Here is a 16,676-nt window from a genome sequence, read left to right as displayed (position 1 = left end):
GCAACAGGAGAACGCCGCGTCAGTGAGCTTCGTTCCGGGGCAGATCCAGATTTCCCGTCAGGCGTGGCCGGCTTCGCTGGACAGCATTTCCGGACTGACCCCCATCGATGCCAGTGCCCGCTCGTATTTTCCATCAAGCGCTCGGTCGAAGATCAGGTCGTCGTCGGCTGGACAATTAAGCCAGCCATTGTTGGATATTTCCAACTCAAGCTGACCGGCTCCCCAACCGGCATAACCGAGCAGCATGGTAGCTCGCGCCGGTCCGCGACCCTTGCAGATCGCGCGAATGATATCCAGCGTTGCGGTAAGCGATATCTCGTCGCTGACGGGGATCGACGACTCGCTGACAAAATCATCCGTATGCAGGACGAAGCCGCGGCCCGTTTCGACCGGCCCGCCGGACAGAATGGGAAAATCGCGGGTATCGCTCGGCAACATGATCGCTTCAGTCTGGTCCAGAAGTTTCAGGTGAAGCAGAACGTCGGTGAATGAAATCGGCTGCGGCCGGTTGATGATGAAGCCCATCGCGCCGGCCGGCGAATGGGCGCAGACATAAACAACGGCTCGGGCAAAATTGCCGTCTTTCATGCCAGGCATGGCGATCAGGAACTGACCGTCCAGGAACCCCCGTTCGCTCTTGTCCCTCAGGGTCGAGAAAACCATCATGCCTCCAACCTGCCTGCCGGCCCGGCCTCCGGGCGAGTGAGGCTTCAATCCATCTTTTATCAAGATGGGGCAGTATATCCAATCAATCAACCGAAAATGATCGGCTTTTGGGGGTCTGTGACTGGTCCGGCTCCACGTAATCGATTAAATGCTTGCCGCATGAAGATAATTTCGCTCAGCCATTTTTCCGATCGCGCATCTGCCATACTCGCCGGTCTGTTTGCTGGCGCGGCGGTGGCCTTTGCTACCCCAAGTATCGCTGAGATAACGCCCTGGGCCATCAATGAAGGCGGCCGGATGCGGATCGTCGCCTTGCCGCCCGAGCCGGATGGCACTGTTCGTGGCGTTTTGCAAATCGAGCCCAAATCGGGCTGGATCACCTACTGGAAAGAACCGGGCGACGCGGGCATTCCGCCGCAGATGGTGTTATCCGAGACCGACGGCGTCAAGCTGAACCACATCTCCTTTCCGGTTCCGAAGCGGATCAACAATGGCAAGCTGCGCGACATCGGCTACGATCAATCGGTGGCGCTGCCCTTCGAACTCAAGGCAGACGCACCCCACAAGCCGCTGACTATCGGAGCTTCGGCTTTCGTCGGTCTCTGCCGTAATATCTGCATTCCTTTCCAAGCGGAATTTTCGCTGGCGCTTGCGCCGACCAAGGGAACGCCGGTCGAGGAAGCGATGATCCTCAATGCGGCAGCCTCGAAGCTGCCGGAAGCTCCCTCGAACGATTTCGCGGTTACCCAATATGTGATGACCCGCGACAGGCTGAGCCTCAAACTGAAGCTGCCCGCCGGAACAACCGAACCGCAGGTAATCGTTACCGGTCCCCAGGGGCATGTACTTTTTGAGAGCGTGAACGGGCGGCGGGACGAGGACAGCTATCAACTCGACATGCCGATCGGCAAGCTGCCAAAGGGCTATGACATCAAGGGCAAGCGCTGGGGCATCCTCGTGATTGCCGGCAGCCGAGCCATGGAAACCTCCCTTGCCTTCGAGTAGACCAGCTCCTCACTTGTCTTGTGTCAAGTCGCCATTATAGTGCGCGGCAAATGGCGGGCTGAGGCAGCCCGATCCAAACCCAGGAGAGCTCCCATGACCATTACCGTCGGCGATAAGCTGCCAGAAGCGACATTCAAGGAAAAGACCGCGGACGGTGCAGTGGAAATCACCACCCAGCAGCTTTTCAAAGGCAAGAAGGTCGTCCTGTTTGCCGTCCCCGGCGCCTTCACGCCCACCTGCTCGCTGAACCATCTCCCAGGGTATATCGAGAACCGCGATGCGATCCTTTCCAAGGGCGTGGATGACATTGCCGTCGTTGCAGTCAACGACTGGCATGTGATGGGCGCGTGGGCGCAGCAGTCCGGCGGCATGGGCAAGATCCACTTTCTTGCCGACTGGGATGGCGCGTTCACCAAATCGCTGGGACTGGAAGCCGACCTCTCAGCGGGAGGACTCGGCGTGCGGTCCAAGCGCTATTCCATGCTTGTCGAAGATGGTGTGGTAAAGTCGCTCAACGTCGAGGAAACACCCGGCCAGGCGACGGTTTCCGGAGCCGCCGCAATGCTGGAGCAGCTCTGAACCCTTTGAATAGGCCAGCAAGCGGCGCCGCCCTTATGGCGCCCCTTCTGCTTTGCCGGCGGGCTCACACGGCGAGATCGAAGACCATCAGGCCGGACAATCCACCGTCGGTAGATGCGACGATCCGCTCACCGACAGCCACGTGTTCCGGGTGGACGAGATAAGCATCCCGCGCCTCAGGGTTCTCGAAGGTTACGACGAAGCCATCGAGAAATCCGCCGTTCAGCCCTTCGGGCGAGACGTTGGGACCGTATTTCAAGTCGAGGATGCCGGGGATAACGTTCTTCAAGTCAGCAATTGCATCATAGATGGCCTGCTTCTCGGCATGCTGGAGCGCCGCCTTGAAGCGAAGGAATACGCAGTGCAGGATCATTGGCCGGCCCTCCCGGATTTTCTTGTTTGCGGCAGAATAGTGGCTAAGGCGGCAAGCGCAACGGGGCTCAGGCGATTTCCAGCAGAAGGGCGCGGTGATCCGATACTTCGGGGTCGGCGACCACGTCGAAATTTTCGACTTTCACATCCGGCGTCACCAGCAGATAGTCAGCGTAACGTCCTTCCTTCGGATACCAGGAGGTGCGCGTGTCGGTGAAGCCGCGCGTCGTGACGAGATCGATGAGACCGAAGCTCCGCAGGATTGCGAAGGTCTCGCTGTCCGGCAGCAGGTTCAGGTCGCCGCAGAGGACGAGCGGTTCGCCGGGCTGCCAGACCTTTTCGATCAATGCGGCGAGAGCATCAGCTTGCGCCAATCGAGCCGGAGTATCTCCCTTGCCGGCGAGATCGCGAAGTCCGTGCATCTGGACGATCGTCACTGCAGAACCCGCATCGTAGCGGAACATGCGGATGCCATGCGCATTGCGTGAGCGCGGATGAGGCCCCCAGCCATCGGCAGAGAATTGCGCATGCACGAAGCCGAGCCCTTGGCCGATGATCGGCAACGTGTCGCGGACGAAAGTGCCGAGACCGAATTCCGACGTCACCTCCCGCTCTCCTTCGAAAAGCGTGCCTCGCGCCACCGGCGCGAACATCGTCTCGTGACGAGGCAGGATCGCCTTCACATCCTCATAGAGGTTGGCGCGCTGCGGCAGTTCGAACGTGCCGTCGCGATAGATGAGCCAGTCGGATGCCGCATCCGGCGAACGGGTAACCTCCTGCAGGCAGAGTACGTCCGGATCGGCCTCCTGCAGATACCGCATCAAGGGCTCGTGTACCCGGCCACCCCAGGCATTGAGAGAAATCACCCTGAGCGACACCGATCAGCGCTCCGCCGAAATCATCAGGATCATCGGACGGTCCATTTCCTCTTGGAGATCGGAATTGGCCGCGATCTGGTCTGGTGTCGGGTGCCACTCAAGCAAACGGCGGATGACAAAGCCTTCGTCCATCAAGGTATTTACGGTCGTGCCAAGCGTCCGATGGTACTTAACGACGCCTTTGGCCAGCCAGTCGGTCATGCGCCGACCCTCAACGGAATAGTTGTCCACTGGCCAAAAGCGATTGCCGTCCCCGTCCATTCGCCATTCGGGATTGGAGGAGGCCATATAAATTGGATGCTCTATGGTGAAGACGAACTTGCCGCCCGGCACCAAGGTCCTGTGCACTTGCCGCACCAATCGGCCGAAATCTTCAAGGTAGTGAAAGGCAAGAGAGCTGTAAGCAAGGCCGAACCGTGCTTGCGGCAGTTCGACCTGCTCCAGATCAGCGCGATCATAGCTGATGACAGGATGGGCGTTTTCCGCCGTTGCGCGGGCAATCATGTTTTCGGAAAGATCGAGGCCCAGCACGGCAGCCGCGCCTTCATCCGCCGCAAAACGCGAAAACCAGCCGAAACCGCAGCCGAGATCGATAATCCGCAAGCCTTTCAATGGTGGAAGAAGAGCGCGTATGGCAGGCCATTCGGCGGCTCCGGCAAGACCATGCACCGAGCGGCCGAGCTGGCTGTAACCGGCAAAAAACTCGGACCTATCGTAGACGTTCTGAGCCACGGCCCCCTCCTGGGTCAGTCGCTATCTCTTCTTGAATGGCGCCATGCCGAGGCGGGCGAGTTCATCAGCCCGCTCGTTTTCCGGATGACCCGCATGGCCCTTGATCCAATGCAGGGTTACCTTGTGCTTGCTGCGTGCTTCCTCCAGCTGCTGCCAGAGTTCAGCGTTCTTGACCGGCTTCTTGTCTGCGGTCTTCCAGCCGTTTTTTTTCCAGCCGAAGATCCACTTGGAAATGCCATCCTTCACATAGGCGCTGTCGGTGTAGAGATCGACCTCGCACGGGGTTTTCAAGGCGTTCAGCGCCTGGATCGCCGCCATCAGCTCCATTCGGTTGTTGGTCGTGTCGGCCTCGCCGCCGAACATTTCCTTTTCCGTTTCGCCGTAACGCAGGATGGCGCCCCAACCGCCGGGTCCGGGATTTCCGGAGCACGCGCCGTCGGTGAAAATATCGACATGCTTCATGACAGTGCCGCTTCCGGTGCCAGCCCGTATTCAGCAGCCGAGCCGATCTGCCGGTGGAACCGCAGCTTGCGCAGGTATTCCAGCGGATCCTTTTTCACCACGAGCGCGCCGGCGGGCGTTGTCAGCCAGTCATAAAGCCTGGTCAGGAAGAAGCGCAGGGCCGAGCCGCGTGCCAGAACCGGCAGAGCCGCGATCTCGTCCTTCGATAGTGGACGGACGCTCTGATAACCCTCCAAAAGCGCCTTCCCTTTTGTGAGATTATAGGAATGATCCTTCTCGAAACACCAGGCGTTCAGGCAGATCGAGACGTCGTAGCAAAGCAGGTCGTTGCAGGCGAAATAGAAATCGATCAGGCCGGAAAGCTCGTCACCCAGGAAAAAGACGTTGTCCTGGAAAAGGTCGGCATGGATGACGCCGGCCGGCAGATCCTTCGGCCAATGGCTCGCCAGAAATTCAAGCTCCGAAGAAATCTCGTCCTGCAGGCCCGCCTCCACCTCGTCGGCGCGGTCTGCGGATTTCGCCCAAAGGGTCTTCCAGCCTTCGAGCGACAGTGCATTCGGACGCGTCAGCGAAAAGCCATCCGCCGCGAGATGCATCTGGGCAAGCGCCTTTCCGACTTCACGGCAATGCTTGGCTTCCGGCTTCCTCAGCCACATGCCCTCGAGAAAGGAGATCAGCGCGGCGGGACGGCCTGAGAGTTCGCCGAGCAACTGGCCGTCCCGCCGCGGCAGCGGAAGCGGGCAGGACAGACCACGTGCCGCAAGATGCTGCATCAGCCCCAGGAAAAACGGCAGGTCCGCTTTTTCCACGCGCTTCTCATAAAGCGTCAGGATCAACGGATCGCGTGTCGTATGCAGCAGGAAGTTCGAGTTCTCGACGCCTTCCGCAATGCCCTTGTAGGAGGTCAATTCACCGACATCATACCCGGTCAGGAATTGTTTAAGGTCGTCTTCGGTGATGTCGGTGTAAACGGCCAAGAGTCCATCCCGCTATGATTCTGCCGTGTTGCAGCGGCGCATAGCCTCTTCCTAGCGTCTCCCCCGCCCTACCGCTAGACCTCCCGGTCGGCCCGAGCGAAAATCGATTCACAGATCTATCCCAGGCCGTTACGCCGGCACGCTTCTCGCGCCGTTCACCCAGGCCATATCCTCTACGGTCAGCGGCACGCCGCGAAGCTCGCGGTTGACAAGGAAGTTTTCCGTTTCCTCCGCCGTGATGGCGAGCTCGATCTTCGCGTCGAAACGCTCCTTGAAGGCTGCAATGATCTCATCGACGATCACTTCCGGAGCCGAGGCGCCGGCGGAAAGCCCGAGCGTGCGGATATCGCCGATCTCGTTCCAGTCCAGTTCGGAGGCCCGCTGCACCAGCAGAGAACGTTTGGCACCGGCACGCAGGGCGACTTCCACCAGACGCTTGGAATTGGAAGAATTCGGCGCTCCGACGACGAGGAAAAGATCGCAGCCGGGTGCGGCCTGTTTTACCGCCTCCTGGCGATTTGTCGTGGCATAACAGATGGAATCGGCGGCAGGTGCCGTGAGGCTTGGAAACCGCTCCATCAGCCGTGCGATGACGCCCGCCGTGTCGTCGACCGAAAGCGTCGTCTGGGTGACGTAACCGAGGTTTTCGGTGTCGGCCGGTTCATAGCGGTCGGCATCCTCTATCGTCTCGATTAGGGAAACCGTGCCTGGCGGAAGCTGGCCCATCGTGCCGATCACTTCCGGGTGGCCGGCATGGCCAATCAGCACCACATGGCGGCCAAGCCGCTGGTGGCGCATCGCCTGTTTGTGGACCTTCGAAACGAGCGGGCAGGTCGCATCAAGATAGAACAGATTGCGCGCTTGCGCGTCCTCCGGCACCGATTTGGGAACCCCATGGGCGGAAAAGACAACCGGCTGCTCCCTATGCTCGGCCGGAATCTCTTCCAGTTCCTCGACAAAAACCGCGCCCTTTGCTTCCAGCCCTTCCACAACGTAGCGGTTATGGACGATCTCGTGGCGGACATAGACGGGTGCGCCATAGGCCTTCAGCGCCAGCACGACGATCTGGATGGCGCGGTCGACGCCGGCACAAAAACCGCGCGGGCCGCAGAGGCGGATCGAAAGCGGAGTTTTTTTTGCGGGGAGTGAGGATGCCATCAAATCAGGACGCCAGGAATGTCAGCAACAGAGCGATAAGGGCCGGACCGCCCTGAACCAGCAGGATCCGCGGCTTGACCGACCACGCGCCATATATAGCGGCAATGACGACGCACACAAGGAAGAAGAGCTTTAGCTGGAACGCGAAAGCCGGATCCGGATGGAGCAATGACCAGAACAGCCCGGCCGCAAGGAAGCCGTTGTAGAGCCCTTGGTTGGCGGCCAGAACCTTCGTTGCCTGCGCCCGTTCCTCCGACATGCGGAACACCCTTCCTCCCGTCGGACCAGTCCAAAGGAACATCTCCAGGACCAGAAACCCCACATGCAGCAGCGCCGCCAGCGCGACGAAGAGATTTGCCAGCAGACTCATCCCAACCCCCGTTCAACCCGGTTGTAACATAACGCGGTTCAAGCACAGGCGCCAACCGCCTCAAGCATGCTTGCGCCGAAACCACATCCCGATCACGACCGCAACAAGCGCTGCAGCCAAGCCGTACCACGTCACCGCGTATTGCAGGTGGCTGTTCGGCAGGTCGAATTGCGTCACCCCACCTTTCGGCCAGCCGCCTGGATTGGCGACCGATGCATCGGCATCCACGAAGAACGGTACGGCCTTGGACGCGTCGAGGCCCGCAGTTGCAACCATGGCGTCGAGATCCTTCCAGTAGAAGATGTTCTTCGTGGTATCGTTGTCCGGAACGAGGGCTGACGGCTTTGCGGAAAGCCGGCTGCGGGCATAACCCGTGACCATCTGCTCCCCCGTCACCTCTCCGGCCGGTCGCGTTGCCGGTTCCTTCATCTCATAGGGCACGAAGCCGCGATTGACGAAAAGGATGCGGCCATCGGTCAGCGTCATCGGCGTATAGACGTAGAAGCCGGTGCGGCCTTGGAATGTCGCGAAGAAATGCCGCTCCTTCCGGTGGTCGAAGGTACCGGTTACCGAGACGCGGCGATATTCGATATCGCTGCCAGACCTCATGAGCATCTCGATCTCGGAGAGTGCCACGGGTGACGCAGCCCGGCGCGCGGCGATATCGGCAAGCAGCCCCTCTTTCCATTGCAGCCGTCCCACCTGCCAGGTGCCGAGCGAGAGAAGCGTGGCGAGTGCCAGAAGAACGATGATGGCGCTGCCAATTCTCCAGCCGCGACTGCGCCGCGTAGGGGTAGTCGTGATCTCGGAAGAAGCCTTCATCGCCATGGAATTCCAATCCTTAAAAGCAGAAGGGCGGCTTTCGCCGCCCTCCCAAATTCATGCCTTCCCGGATCACCCGTGGGAAAGCGGTGCGCCCCAGCCGCCCCAGATGTAGATCGAGAAGAACAGGAACAGCCAGACGACGTCGACGAAATGCCAATACCAGGCAGCAGCCTCGAAGCCGAAATGCTTCTGGGGCGTAAAGCCGCCGCGCATGGCGCGGACCAGGCAGACCAGCAGGAAGATCGTGCCGATCAGCACGTGGAAGCCATGGAAGCCGGTCGCCATGAAGAAGGTCGCGCCGTAGATCGAGTTCGAGAACGCGAACGGAGCGTGCATGTATTCGTAGGCCTGGACGAAGGAAAACAGGATGCCGAGCGCAACTGTCAGCGACAGGCCGGAGATAAGACCCTTGCGATCATTGTGCAGCAGCGCATGGTGCGCCCAGGTCACGCAGGTCCCCGACAAGAGCAGGATGATCGTGTTGTAAAGCGGCAGGTGCCAGGGATCGAGAACCTCGATGCCCTTCGGCGGCCACTGACCGCCCACGGCCTCGACGCGGCTCGCCTGGATGGCCTCGTTGGCAAACAGGCTGGCATCGAAAAAGGCCCAGAACCAGGCAACGAAGAACATCACTTCGGAGGCGATGAACATGATCATGCCGTAGCGCAGATGCAGCGACACGACGCGCGTATGGGCGCCCTCGCGGCCTTCCTTGATGGTGTCCGACCACCAGCCGATCATCGTGTAGACGACGATGGCGAGGCCGATGAAGAAGAGCCAGGGCGTCGCGAAATTCAGGCCGAAAAGCTTGAACTCGCCGCCATGCAGATAGCGCATGTAACCTACGCCGCCAAAGGTCAGGACGAAGGCGCCGAGCGAAGCCAGAATCGGCCACGGGCTCGGATCGATAATGTGGTAGTCGTGCTGTTTCTGATGCGCATCGGCCATGTCAGAATCCCCGGATGAATGCCTGCTTCGCCGAAACCGGCGAACCCTCTTAAAGTTTCTTGTCCACTGTCTTGCCGCCTTCCGGCAGAGCCGCGACCGGTTTGCCGGGCGCACTCGGATAGAAGGTGTAGGACAGTGTGATCGTCTTGATATTCCTGGTCTCCTCCGCCTTGGCAATCTCCGGATCGACGAAGAATACCACAGGCATCGTGACCGACTGGCCGGGCTGCAGCGTCTGCTCGGTGAAGCAGAAGCACTCGACCTTGTTGAAGTAGGCGCCAGCCTCCATCGGCGTGACATTGAAGACGGCGGTGCCGGTCGTCGCGCTCGACGAGCGATTGGTCGCCGTATATTCGATCTGCAGCGTCTCGCCGATCTTCGGATCCACCGCCTTGGCGGGCTTGAAGTCCCAGTTGAGGCCGGGCGAGATATTGGCGTCGAAGGTGACCTGGATCGTCTTGTCCAGGACCTTGTCGGAATACTGCTCGACCCGTTGCGTCGTGCCGTTGTAGCCTGTCACCTGGCAGAACAAGCGGTAGAGCGGAACCGACGCATAGGCCATACCGACCATGCCGGCGACGAAAACGGCGCAGCCGGCGAAGATCGCGCCGTTGCTTACCCGTTTTGCCTGTGCATTCCGACCGGCTTGCGTCATCGCCCGCTCCTAGTTCCCAAGCCCGCCGATTTTGACAAGCGTGATGATGTAGAAGAGAATGACAAGACCGGCCAGCAGCACGCCGAGCGCGATGTTGCGGTTGCGGCGTGACTTCTTCTGCGCCTCATTGAGCTTGACGGTCTCGATCACAGCAGGCCTCCAAGAATGGTGGGCAGCCCTTCGAACATCCGATCGGCCAAAAGGGCCGAAAAGATAGCGAACAGATAGAGGATCGAATAGGCGAACATCTTCTTCGCCGGGATCATCTTCTGGTCGCCATCCGGCATCCGCCAGACGGCGATGGAACAGTAGACGAAAACCGCGCCGAGCAGCGATGAAAAAATTCCGTAACCAAAGCCGGCGAGCCCCGTAAAGGTCGGCGCAACGGCAATCACAGCGGTCAACACCGCGTAGATTACGATCTGGATCTTCGTGGAAGCCTCTCCGGCAACATTCGGCATCATCGGTATGCCAACCGCGCCGTAATCGCGCATCTTGAACAGGGCCAGCGCCCAGAAATGCGCCGGCGTCCACAGGAAGATGATGAGGAACAGAAGGATGCTGTCGAGCGATACGCCTCCGGTGACACAGGCCCAGCCGATCATTGGCGGGAAAGCCCCCGAGGCGCCGCCGATGACGATGTTCTGCGGCGTCGAACGCTTCAGCCACATCGTGTAGACGACGGCATAGAAGAAAATGGTGAAGGCAAGCAGGGCCGCGGCAAACCAGTTGACCGCAAGCCCGAGGATAGCGACGGAAAAGACCGACATCGTCAGCCCGAATGCGAGAGCCTCCTGAGGCAGGACGCGGCCCGCCGGGATAGGTCGCTTCGCTGTGCGCGTCATAACGGCGTCGATATCGGCGTCATACCACATGTTCAGCGCACCCGAGGCGCCGGCGCCGACTGCTATGCAGAGAATTGCGATCACGCCGAGCACGGGATTGATGTGGCCGGGCGCGAGGATCAGACCGGCGAATGCCGTGAACACCACGAGCGACATGACCCGCGGCTTCATGAGCTCGAAGAAATCGCGCGCACCCGCTTCCGAGAGGCGAACGCCTCCATCGGAGCCGAGAACATCGTGATTGCTCATAACCGTCATTGAACCGTCCTGCTTAACATCTCCGGGCATCGCGGGTGCCGCGATGCCCCATCTTGTTCCTTGGCCGCTCAGCGGATGCGCGGCAGCTGCTCCCACTGGTGGTAGGGCGGCGGCGAGGAAAGCTGCCATTCGAGCGTGCTTGCACCTTCACCCCAGGGATTGTCGCCGGCAACGCGCTTCTTGGCGAAAGCTTCCCATACGCCGAAGAGGAAGATGATCACGCCGGCGAAGGAGATGTAGGAGCCGATCGAGGACACGTAGTTCCAGCCGGCATAGGCGTCCGGATAGTCGATATAGCGGCGCGGCATGCCGGCGAGACCCAGGAAGTGCTGCGGGAAGAATACCAGGTTCACGCCGATGAACATGACCCAGAAATGCAGCTTGCCGATGAACTCGTTGTACATGTAGCCGAACATCTTCGGGAACCAGTAGTACCAGGCAGCAAAGATCGCGAAAACGGCGCCGAGCGACAGAACGTAGTGGAAGTGAGCCACGACGTAATAGGTGTCATGCAGCGAACGGTCGAGACCGGCATTGGCAAGCTGGACGCCGGTGACGCCACCGACGGTGAACAGGAAGATGAAGCCGATCGCCCAGACCATCGGCGTCGTGAAGGTGAGCGAGCCACCCCACATCGTGGCGATCCAGGAGAAGATCTTGATACCGGTCGGAATTGCGATGACCATCGTCGCGAAGACGAAGTAGCGCTGCGCATCGAGCGACAGGCCGACCGTATACATGTGGTGGGCCCAGACGATGAAGCCGACGGCACCGATCGCCACCATGGCATAGGCCATGCCGAGGTAACCGAAAACCGGCTTCCTGGAGAAGGTCGATACGATATGGCTGACGATGCCGAAGCCGGGCAGGATCAGGATGTAGACTTCCGGATGACCGAAGAACCAGAAGAGGTGCTGGTAGAGGATCGGGTCACCGCCGCCTTCCGGCGCAAAGAAGGTCGTGCCGAAGTTGCGGTCGGTCAGAAGCATGGTGATGCCGCCTGCCAGAACCGGCAGAGAAAGCAGCAGCAGGAAGGCAGTGATCAGAACGGCCCAGGCAAAGAGCGGCATCTTGTGCAGCGTCATGCCGGGAGCACGCATATTGAGGATGGTGGTGATGAAGTTGATCGCACCGAGGATCGAAGAGGCACCGGCGACATGCAGCGAGAAGATCGCGAGGTCGACGGCCGGACCCGGATGCCCCATGGTCGCGAGCGGCGGATAAAGCGTCCAGCCACCGCCAACGCCGAACGCGCCGGCAGGACCTTCGACGAACATCGACAGGACCAGCAGGAGGAAGGCCGGGACGATCAACCAGAAGGAAATGTTGTTCAGGCGCGGGAACGCCATATCCGGCGCGCCGATCATGATCGGCACCATCCAGTTGGCGAATCCGCCGATCATCGCCGGCATGACCATGAAGAAGATCATGATCAGCGCGTGACCGGTGGTGAACACGTTGAACATGTGCTTGCCGCCGTCGATGGCTGCGTCACCCTGAAAACCGTAGACCATGGAAGCTAGACCATGGAAGATCTGAATCCCGGGTTCCTGCAGCTCCATGCGCATGGCGACGGAGAGAAGACCGCCGACGATGCCTGCCATGATCGCAAAGATCAGGTAGAGCGTGCCGATGTCCTTGTGGTTGGTCGAAAACAGCCAACGCTGAGCGAAAGTCGGCGTGTGCGAATGATCGTGATGATGGTCGTGACCATGCGCATCGTGAGAGGTGCGGGTATGGGCGTGATCGTCGTGAGCGGAATGTCCAGCCATTATCCTCACTCCTCTAATTACTTGGATAGGTTTTCGGCGACGGCAAAATTGCCGGCCGGCTTGTCGACCGCAGCGACGAGCGCCTTGTAGGCGCCCGGCAGGTCCGAAGCCGCCTGCGCAAGCCAAGCCTGGTATTTGTCTTCCGAGACGACGCGGATGGCGATCGGCATATAGGCGTGATCCTTGCCGCAAAGCTCGGAGCACTGACCGTAATAGAGGCCTTCACGCTCGGCCTTGAACCAGGTTTCGTTGAGGCGACCCGGTACCGCGTCGATCTTCAGGCCGAAAGCCGGCATCGCAAAGGCGTGAATGACATCCGACGGAGCAGCCGTCACGAGCATGCGGACTGTCTTGTTGACGGGGACGATCATTTCGTTGTCGACCGCCAGCAGGCGCGGATAGGCGCCGATATCGGTCTTGCCGGCAGCTTCGCGGTCCTGTTCCTTCAGCATGAAGCTGTCGAAGGCGACAGGAGCCTGCCCGCCTTCATATTCGTAATTCCACTGCCACTGCGTTGCAGTCGCCTTCACCGTCATGTCCGACTGCGGAATCTGCAGCTGGGCATTCAGGAGATTGAAGGAGGGGATGGCGAGGAAGAAGAGAATGAGAACGGGGCCAAGCGTCCAGATGATTTCGATCATCGTGTTGTGGCTGGTGCGCGACGGCACCGGATTGGCGCTCGCGCGGAACTTCACCACCACGATGACAAGGAGCACCAGGACCAGAAGTGTGACCGGCACGATGAACCAGAGCGTATAATGCTCGAACCACCGGATCTGGTGCATGATCGGCGTGGCGGGCGCCTGAAGGTCAAGCTGCCAGGGACGCGGCTGATCCGCAAAACCGGCAGAAGCAAAGAGCAGACAGATGAGCGCCGTCATCACTGCAAAAGCTCTGTTCATCACTAATTTCTCCCCATGCGTTTGATCCAGAACAAACCCAACGCAGAATCCAAGCTATATGGTGTGCTTCAATCACAGTTTGCCTGCCGCCGCAATATCTGGCAGGAAAAGCCCGTGCGGCATTTTTGCGCCTCGCGGAGAGCGCTGAATCGTGCCACGATTGCAAGCTCGTGCGACTGAAACTCCGGCATCGAACGGCGATTGGGCCGGCCTCCCATCTCTTTTTATGCATCATAGCTTATATTCAGCGCAACGCCGCAGATTTATGAAGCTGTGAATCAATATGGAGAAGGCATCGGTCATGGAGTCCCATTTTCGCCGTACTCCACTGGAAAGAGGGCGGGGCTTTTCATTTGGTTCGGCCAGCGACAAGAATAGCCGCACTGATTCGTCTTACCGAGGTTTCCATGGGCCGTCCCTCCCTGATCCGCGCCAGTTTTGCAGCAATGCTCGCGACGGCCGTATCTCTTCCGGCATTCGCGCAGCAGCAACCTGGCCCGCGCCCGACGCCCCAACCAAGCCAAGGCACGACCTCGCCAGCGGCTCCCCAGCCCCCCGGACCGGCCCAGTCGGTGCCGGGAGTTCAGCCGCAACCGGCCCAGAAGCCGCAGCCGCCCGGCAATGTCCGGGAAAATCACGGCGCCTGGTCGATCATCTGTGACCGGCCGGCGGGCGCTTCTGCCGAACAGTGTGCGCTGATGCAGAACGTGATCGCCGAAGACCGGCCTGAGGTGGGACTGTCGGTCGTCGTCCTGAAAACCGCCGACCGCAAGGCGAAGATCCTGCGCATCCTCGCGCCGCTCGGTGTTCTCCTGAAGGACGGCATGGAGCTCTACGTCGATAACAACAATATCGGCCGCGCTTATTTCACCCGCTGCTTCTCCGAAGGCTGTTATGTGGAGGTGGAGATCGACGACGAGCTGATGCGCATCCTTCGTGCGGGCAAAAACGCCGTCTTTGCACTGCGCGAATCGGCCGACCAGGATCGCGTCGGCATTCCGATCGAGCTTTCCGGCTTCGCTCCGGGTTACGACGCCCTCCCCTGACACTTGCCTCCGGCGTCCCGGGGACCTACATCGGACCGAACAAAGTTCGGGCCCGACCCCGGCGAAGGAGCCTTCCATGAATACCGATCTTCTCAACCTTTTCGACTGCGACGAGGTCAAGTTACGCTCGATCCTGTCCGAGACGCTGGCCGGGGCCGACGACGGCGAGTTGTTCGTGGAGCATGCCCAGGCGGAATCGCTGACCTTCGACAACGGACGGCTGAAGGGCGGCTCCTTTAATACAGATCAAGGATTCGGGCTGCGCGCGGTGGCCGGCGAAGCGGTCGGTTATGCGCATGCGGGGGAGCTTTCGGCCGCAGCACTATCGCGCGCCGCCGATGCCGTGCGGGCCGTCACGGCCGGCTATTCCGGCTCCTATGCGGCCGCTCCGCAGCGCACCAACAAGAAATATTACGGAGACGAGAACCCGATCGGATCCCCGAGCTTCGAGGAAAAGGTCAAGCTCTTGACCGACATCGACGCCTACCTGCGCGACAAGGATGACAAGGTTCGGCAGGTGACGGCCACCGTTTCGGCAAGCTGGCAGGTGGTCGATATCCTGCGGGCCGACGGCCACCGGGTACAGGACATCCGACCGATGACCCGCATTAACATCTCCGTCGTCGTCGGCGACGGCGACCGGCAGGAGTCAGGTTCATTCGGCACCGGCGGCCGCATCGGGTTCGGCGATTTCGTAACGGAAGGAAACTGGCAGACCGGCGCCGACGAGGCGCTTCGCCAGGCACTGGTCAACCTGACCGCCATCGACGCGCCGGCCGGCACCATGGACGTCGTACTCGGCTCAGGCTGGCCGGGCGTAATGCTGCATGAAGCCGTCGGTCACGGGCTCGAGGGTGATTTCAACCGCAAAAAGACATCCGCCTTTGCCGGACTTCTGGGAGAAATGGTTGCAGCTCCGGGTGTTACGGTTGTCGACGACGGCACGATCGACAACCGCCGCGGCTCAATCACCATCGACGATGAAGGCACGCCGTCCGGCTACAATGTGCTCATCGAGAACGGCAAACTGGTCGGCTACATGCAGGACCGGCAGAATGCTCGGCTGATGGGCGTTCAGCCGACCGGCAACGGTCGCCGTCAAGGTTATGCCTATACGCCGATGCCGCGCATGACCAATACCTACATGCTCGGCGGCGACAAGAGCCCGGACGAGATCATCGCCTCGGTCAAGAAGGGCATTTATGCCGTCTCCTTCGGCGGCGGCCAGGTCGACATCACCTCCGGCAAGTTCGTGTTCGGCTGTACGGAAGCCTACATGATCGAAAACGGCAAGATCGGGCCTGCCATCAAGGGCGCCATGCTGATCGGCAACGGTCCCGACGCGATGCGAAGGGTGACCATGGTCGGCAACGACATGAAGCTCGACACAGGCATCGGCAATTGCGGCAAGGGCGGCCAATGGGTACCCGTCGGCGTCGGCCAGCCGCATCTGAGAATGGACCAGATCACCGTCGGCGGCACCAAGGCTTGAATCTACATCGCTTCAATGCGCTGATTCCCGAGCTCTCCGTCAGTGATTGGCAAAAAAGCCGAGATTTCTACTGTGACTTGATCGGTTTTTCGGTCGTCTACGATCGGCGGGAAGAAGGTTTCGCCTTCTTGGCGCTCGGGGAGGCGCAACTGATGATCGACCAGATTGGCCTTGGCCGCGATTTTGACCTTCCCGAAGCTCCCCGCGAACATCCGTTCGGGCGAGGCATCAACCTACAGATCGAAGTGCCGGCGCTCCGACCGGTTCTCGTCCGGCTCGCTGCGGCGAATATCCCACTCTATTTGGCGCCGGAAGAGAAATGGTATCGCCGGGACGATAAGGAAGTCGGTAATCGACAGTTCATCGTCGCCGATCCCGATGGTTACCTTCTACGATTCTTCGAGGATCTTGGCGAGCGGTCGTTCAATGGGCATCCGGCCTAAAAAGCCATTTCCGCTCAATCGCCGCGGCCAGATCGATCTGGTTCTTGCGGGCGAAAAGCAGGACATGGCCCAAAAGATCAGCGGTTTCGTCCGCCAGGTCGCGGCTTAACTCTTCCTTGCTCCGTCCCTTCGTGCGCCCACGGCCGGTCAATCGGTTCCAGGCCTGGGTGAGTTCACCCATCTCCTCCTGAAGCTTCAGGAGGAACCAATCGGAATCGCGCCTGATGGCATGGGTTTCGGCATAGCCGGCAGAGGCAGCTTCGAACTGACCGGCGAGTTTGTCCAGCATGA

The 16,676-nt window shown here is 60.1% G+C and carries 21 protein-coding genes; 5 read left to right on the top strand and 16 right to left on the bottom strand.

The genetic code is table 11. The features are described 5' to 3' along the window. Positions 1 to 57: 57 nt before the first annotated feature. A complete protein-coding gene (locus EDE09_RS03150; protein ID WP_112801710.1) occupies positions 58 to 663 on the bottom strand; it encodes a YqgE/AlgH family protein in 606 nt (201 codons plus the stop codon). 162 nt (positions 664 to 825) lie between these two features. Between EDE09_RS03150 and EDE09_RS03145 the strand changes: the two genes are divergently transcribed. Together EDE09_RS03145 and EDE09_RS03140 are read left to right on the top strand one after the other, a co-directional pair. Next, complete coding sequence (locus EDE09_RS03145) at positions 826 to 1,671, top strand: protein-disulfide reductase DsbD domain-containing protein (protein ID WP_112801565.1); 846 nt, start codon at positions 826 to 828, stop codon at positions 1,669 to 1,671. Between the two features lie 93 nt (positions 1,672 to 1,764). After that, on the top strand, positions 1,765 to 2,250 hold the full coding sequence (locus tag EDE09_RS03140; RefSeq protein WP_112801563.1) for a peroxiredoxin: 486 nt from the start codon (positions 1,765 to 1,767) through the stop codon (positions 2,248 to 2,250). Positions 2,251 to 2,314: 64 nt separating this feature from the next. Here the strand turns inward: EDE09_RS03140 and EDE09_RS03135 are convergent, their stop codons facing one another. From EDE09_RS03135 to coxB, 14 genes are all read right to left on the bottom strand, one after another. Next, positions 2,315 to 2,623, bottom strand: a complete 309-nt coding sequence (locus EDE09_RS03135) for a Dabb family protein (RefSeq protein ID WP_105373235.1) — start codon at positions 2,621 to 2,623, stop codon at positions 2,315 to 2,317. A 67-nt stretch (positions 2,624 to 2,690) separates the two neighbouring features. Beyond that, positions 2,691 to 3,500 (bottom strand): endonuclease/exonuclease/phosphatase family protein, encoded by an 810-nt coding sequence (locus EDE09_RS03130; RefSeq protein WP_165924100.1) that lies wholly within the window; start codon positions 3,498 to 3,500, stop codon positions 2,691 to 2,693. A gap of 3 nt (positions 3,501 to 3,503) precedes the next feature. Next, positions 3,504 to 4,232 (bottom strand): class I SAM-dependent methyltransferase, encoded by a 729-nt coding sequence (locus EDE09_RS03125; protein WP_132408824.1) that lies wholly within the window; start codon positions 4,230 to 4,232, stop codon positions 3,504 to 3,506. A gap of 21 nt (positions 4,233 to 4,253) precedes the next feature. Next, entirely contained in the window at positions 4,254 to 4,694 is a 441-nt protein-coding gene (gene rnhA, locus EDE09_RS03120; protein WP_105373238.1) for a ribonuclease HI, read from the bottom strand. Further along, on the bottom strand, positions 4,691 to 5,671 hold the full coding sequence (locus EDE09_RS03115; RefSeq protein WP_132408822.1) for a homoserine kinase: 981 nt from the start codon (positions 5,669 to 5,671) through the stop codon (positions 4,691 to 4,693). Before EDE09_RS03115 ends, rnhA begins: the two co-directional genes overlap by 4 nt. A 129-nt stretch (positions 5,672 to 5,800) precedes the next feature. Continuing rightward, positions 5,801 to 6,829 (bottom strand): 4-hydroxy-3-methylbut-2-enyl diphosphate reductase, encoded by a 1,029-nt coding sequence (ispH, locus tag EDE09_RS03110; protein ID WP_132408820.1) that lies wholly within the window; start codon positions 6,827 to 6,829, stop codon positions 5,801 to 5,803. Positions 6,830 to 6,833: 4 nt separating this feature from the next. Continuing rightward, positions 6,834 to 7,199, bottom strand: a complete 366-nt coding sequence (locus EDE09_RS03105) for a DUF1304 domain-containing protein (protein ID WP_132408818.1) — start codon at positions 7,197 to 7,199, stop codon at positions 6,834 to 6,836. Positions 7,200 to 7,259: 60 nt separating this feature from the next. After that, positions 7,260 to 8,021 carry an SURF1 family protein gene (locus tag EDE09_RS03100; RefSeq protein ID WP_245505068.1) on the bottom strand — a complete coding sequence of 254 codons (762 nt, stop codon included), beginning with the start codon at positions 8,019 to 8,021 and terminating at the stop codon, positions 7,260 to 7,262. A 72-nt stretch (positions 8,022 to 8,093) separates the two neighbouring features. Then, a complete protein-coding gene (locus EDE09_RS03095) occupies positions 8,094 to 8,972 on the bottom strand; it encodes a cytochrome c oxidase subunit 3 (RefSeq protein WP_105373242.1) in 879 nt (292 codons plus the stop codon). A 49-nt stretch (positions 8,973 to 9,021) separates the two neighbouring features. Continuing rightward, positions 9,022 to 9,627 carry a cytochrome c oxidase assembly protein gene (locus EDE09_RS03090; protein WP_132408814.1) on the bottom strand — a complete coding sequence of 202 codons (606 nt, stop codon included), beginning with the start codon at positions 9,625 to 9,627 and terminating at the stop codon, positions 9,022 to 9,024. A 9-nt stretch (positions 9,628 to 9,636) separates the two neighbouring features. Beyond that, the gene (locus EDE09_RS03085; RefSeq protein ID WP_162712486.1) at positions 9,637 to 9,777 is read right to left on the bottom strand and encodes a hypothetical protein; all 141 of its coding nucleotides are present in this window, start codon (positions 9,775 to 9,777) and stop codon (positions 9,637 to 9,639) included. Then, entirely contained in the window at positions 9,774 to 10,730 is a 957-nt protein-coding gene (gene cyoE / locus EDE09_RS03080) for a heme o synthase (protein ID WP_132408812.1), read from the bottom strand. Before cyoE ends, EDE09_RS03085 begins: the two co-directional genes overlap by 4 nt. A 68-nt stretch (positions 10,731 to 10,798) precedes the next feature. After that, positions 10,799 to 12,502 carry a cytochrome c oxidase subunit I gene (gene ctaD, locus EDE09_RS03075; RefSeq protein ID WP_132408810.1) on the bottom strand — a complete coding sequence of 568 codons (1,704 nt, stop codon included), beginning with the start codon at positions 12,500 to 12,502 and terminating at the stop codon, positions 10,799 to 10,801. Positions 12,503 to 12,519: 17 nt separating this feature from the next. Continuing rightward, a complete protein-coding gene (gene coxB / locus EDE09_RS03070) occupies positions 12,520 to 13,404 on the bottom strand; it encodes a cytochrome c oxidase subunit II (protein ID WP_132408808.1) in 885 nt (294 codons plus the stop codon). A 407-nt stretch (positions 13,405 to 13,811) separates the two neighbouring features. Here coxB and EDE09_RS03065 point away from each other — a divergent pair, with 407 nt between their 5' ends. From EDE09_RS03065 to EDE09_RS03055, 3 genes are all read left to right on the top strand, one after another. Beyond that, the gene (locus tag EDE09_RS03065; protein WP_245422951.1) at positions 13,812 to 14,450 is read left to right on the top strand and encodes an invasion associated locus B family protein; all 639 of its coding nucleotides are present in this window, start codon (positions 13,812 to 13,814) and stop codon (positions 14,448 to 14,450) included. 76 nt (positions 14,451 to 14,526) lie between these two features. Then, on the top strand, positions 14,527 to 15,942 hold the full coding sequence (gene tldD, locus EDE09_RS03060; protein ID WP_112801548.1) for a metalloprotease TldD: 1,416 nt from the start codon (positions 14,527 to 14,529) through the stop codon (positions 15,940 to 15,942). Next, a complete protein-coding gene (locus EDE09_RS03055; protein ID WP_132408806.1) occupies positions 15,939 to 16,385 on the top strand; it encodes a VOC family protein in 447 nt (148 codons plus the stop codon). The genes tldD and EDE09_RS03055 overlap by 4 nt, the downstream gene beginning before the upstream one ends. On the opposite strand, the gene EDE09_RS03050 is transcribed toward EDE09_RS03055, so the two are convergent. Then, complete coding sequence (locus EDE09_RS03050; RefSeq protein WP_132408804.1) at positions 16,366 to 16,674, bottom strand: pyrophosphatase; 309 nt, start codon at positions 16,672 to 16,674, stop codon at positions 16,366 to 16,368. The genes EDE09_RS03055 and EDE09_RS03050 overlap by 20 nt on opposite strands. Positions 16,675 to 16,676 lie beyond the last annotated feature (2 nt).

This window comes from Neorhizobium sp. S3-V5DH (assembly GCF_004343065.1).
In the GTDB taxonomy this organism is placed as follows: Bacteria; Pseudomonadota; Alphaproteobacteria; order Rhizobiales; family Rhizobiaceae; genus Neorhizobium; species Neorhizobium huautlense.
This window is presented reverse-complemented; position numbering and strand designations above follow the sequence as displayed.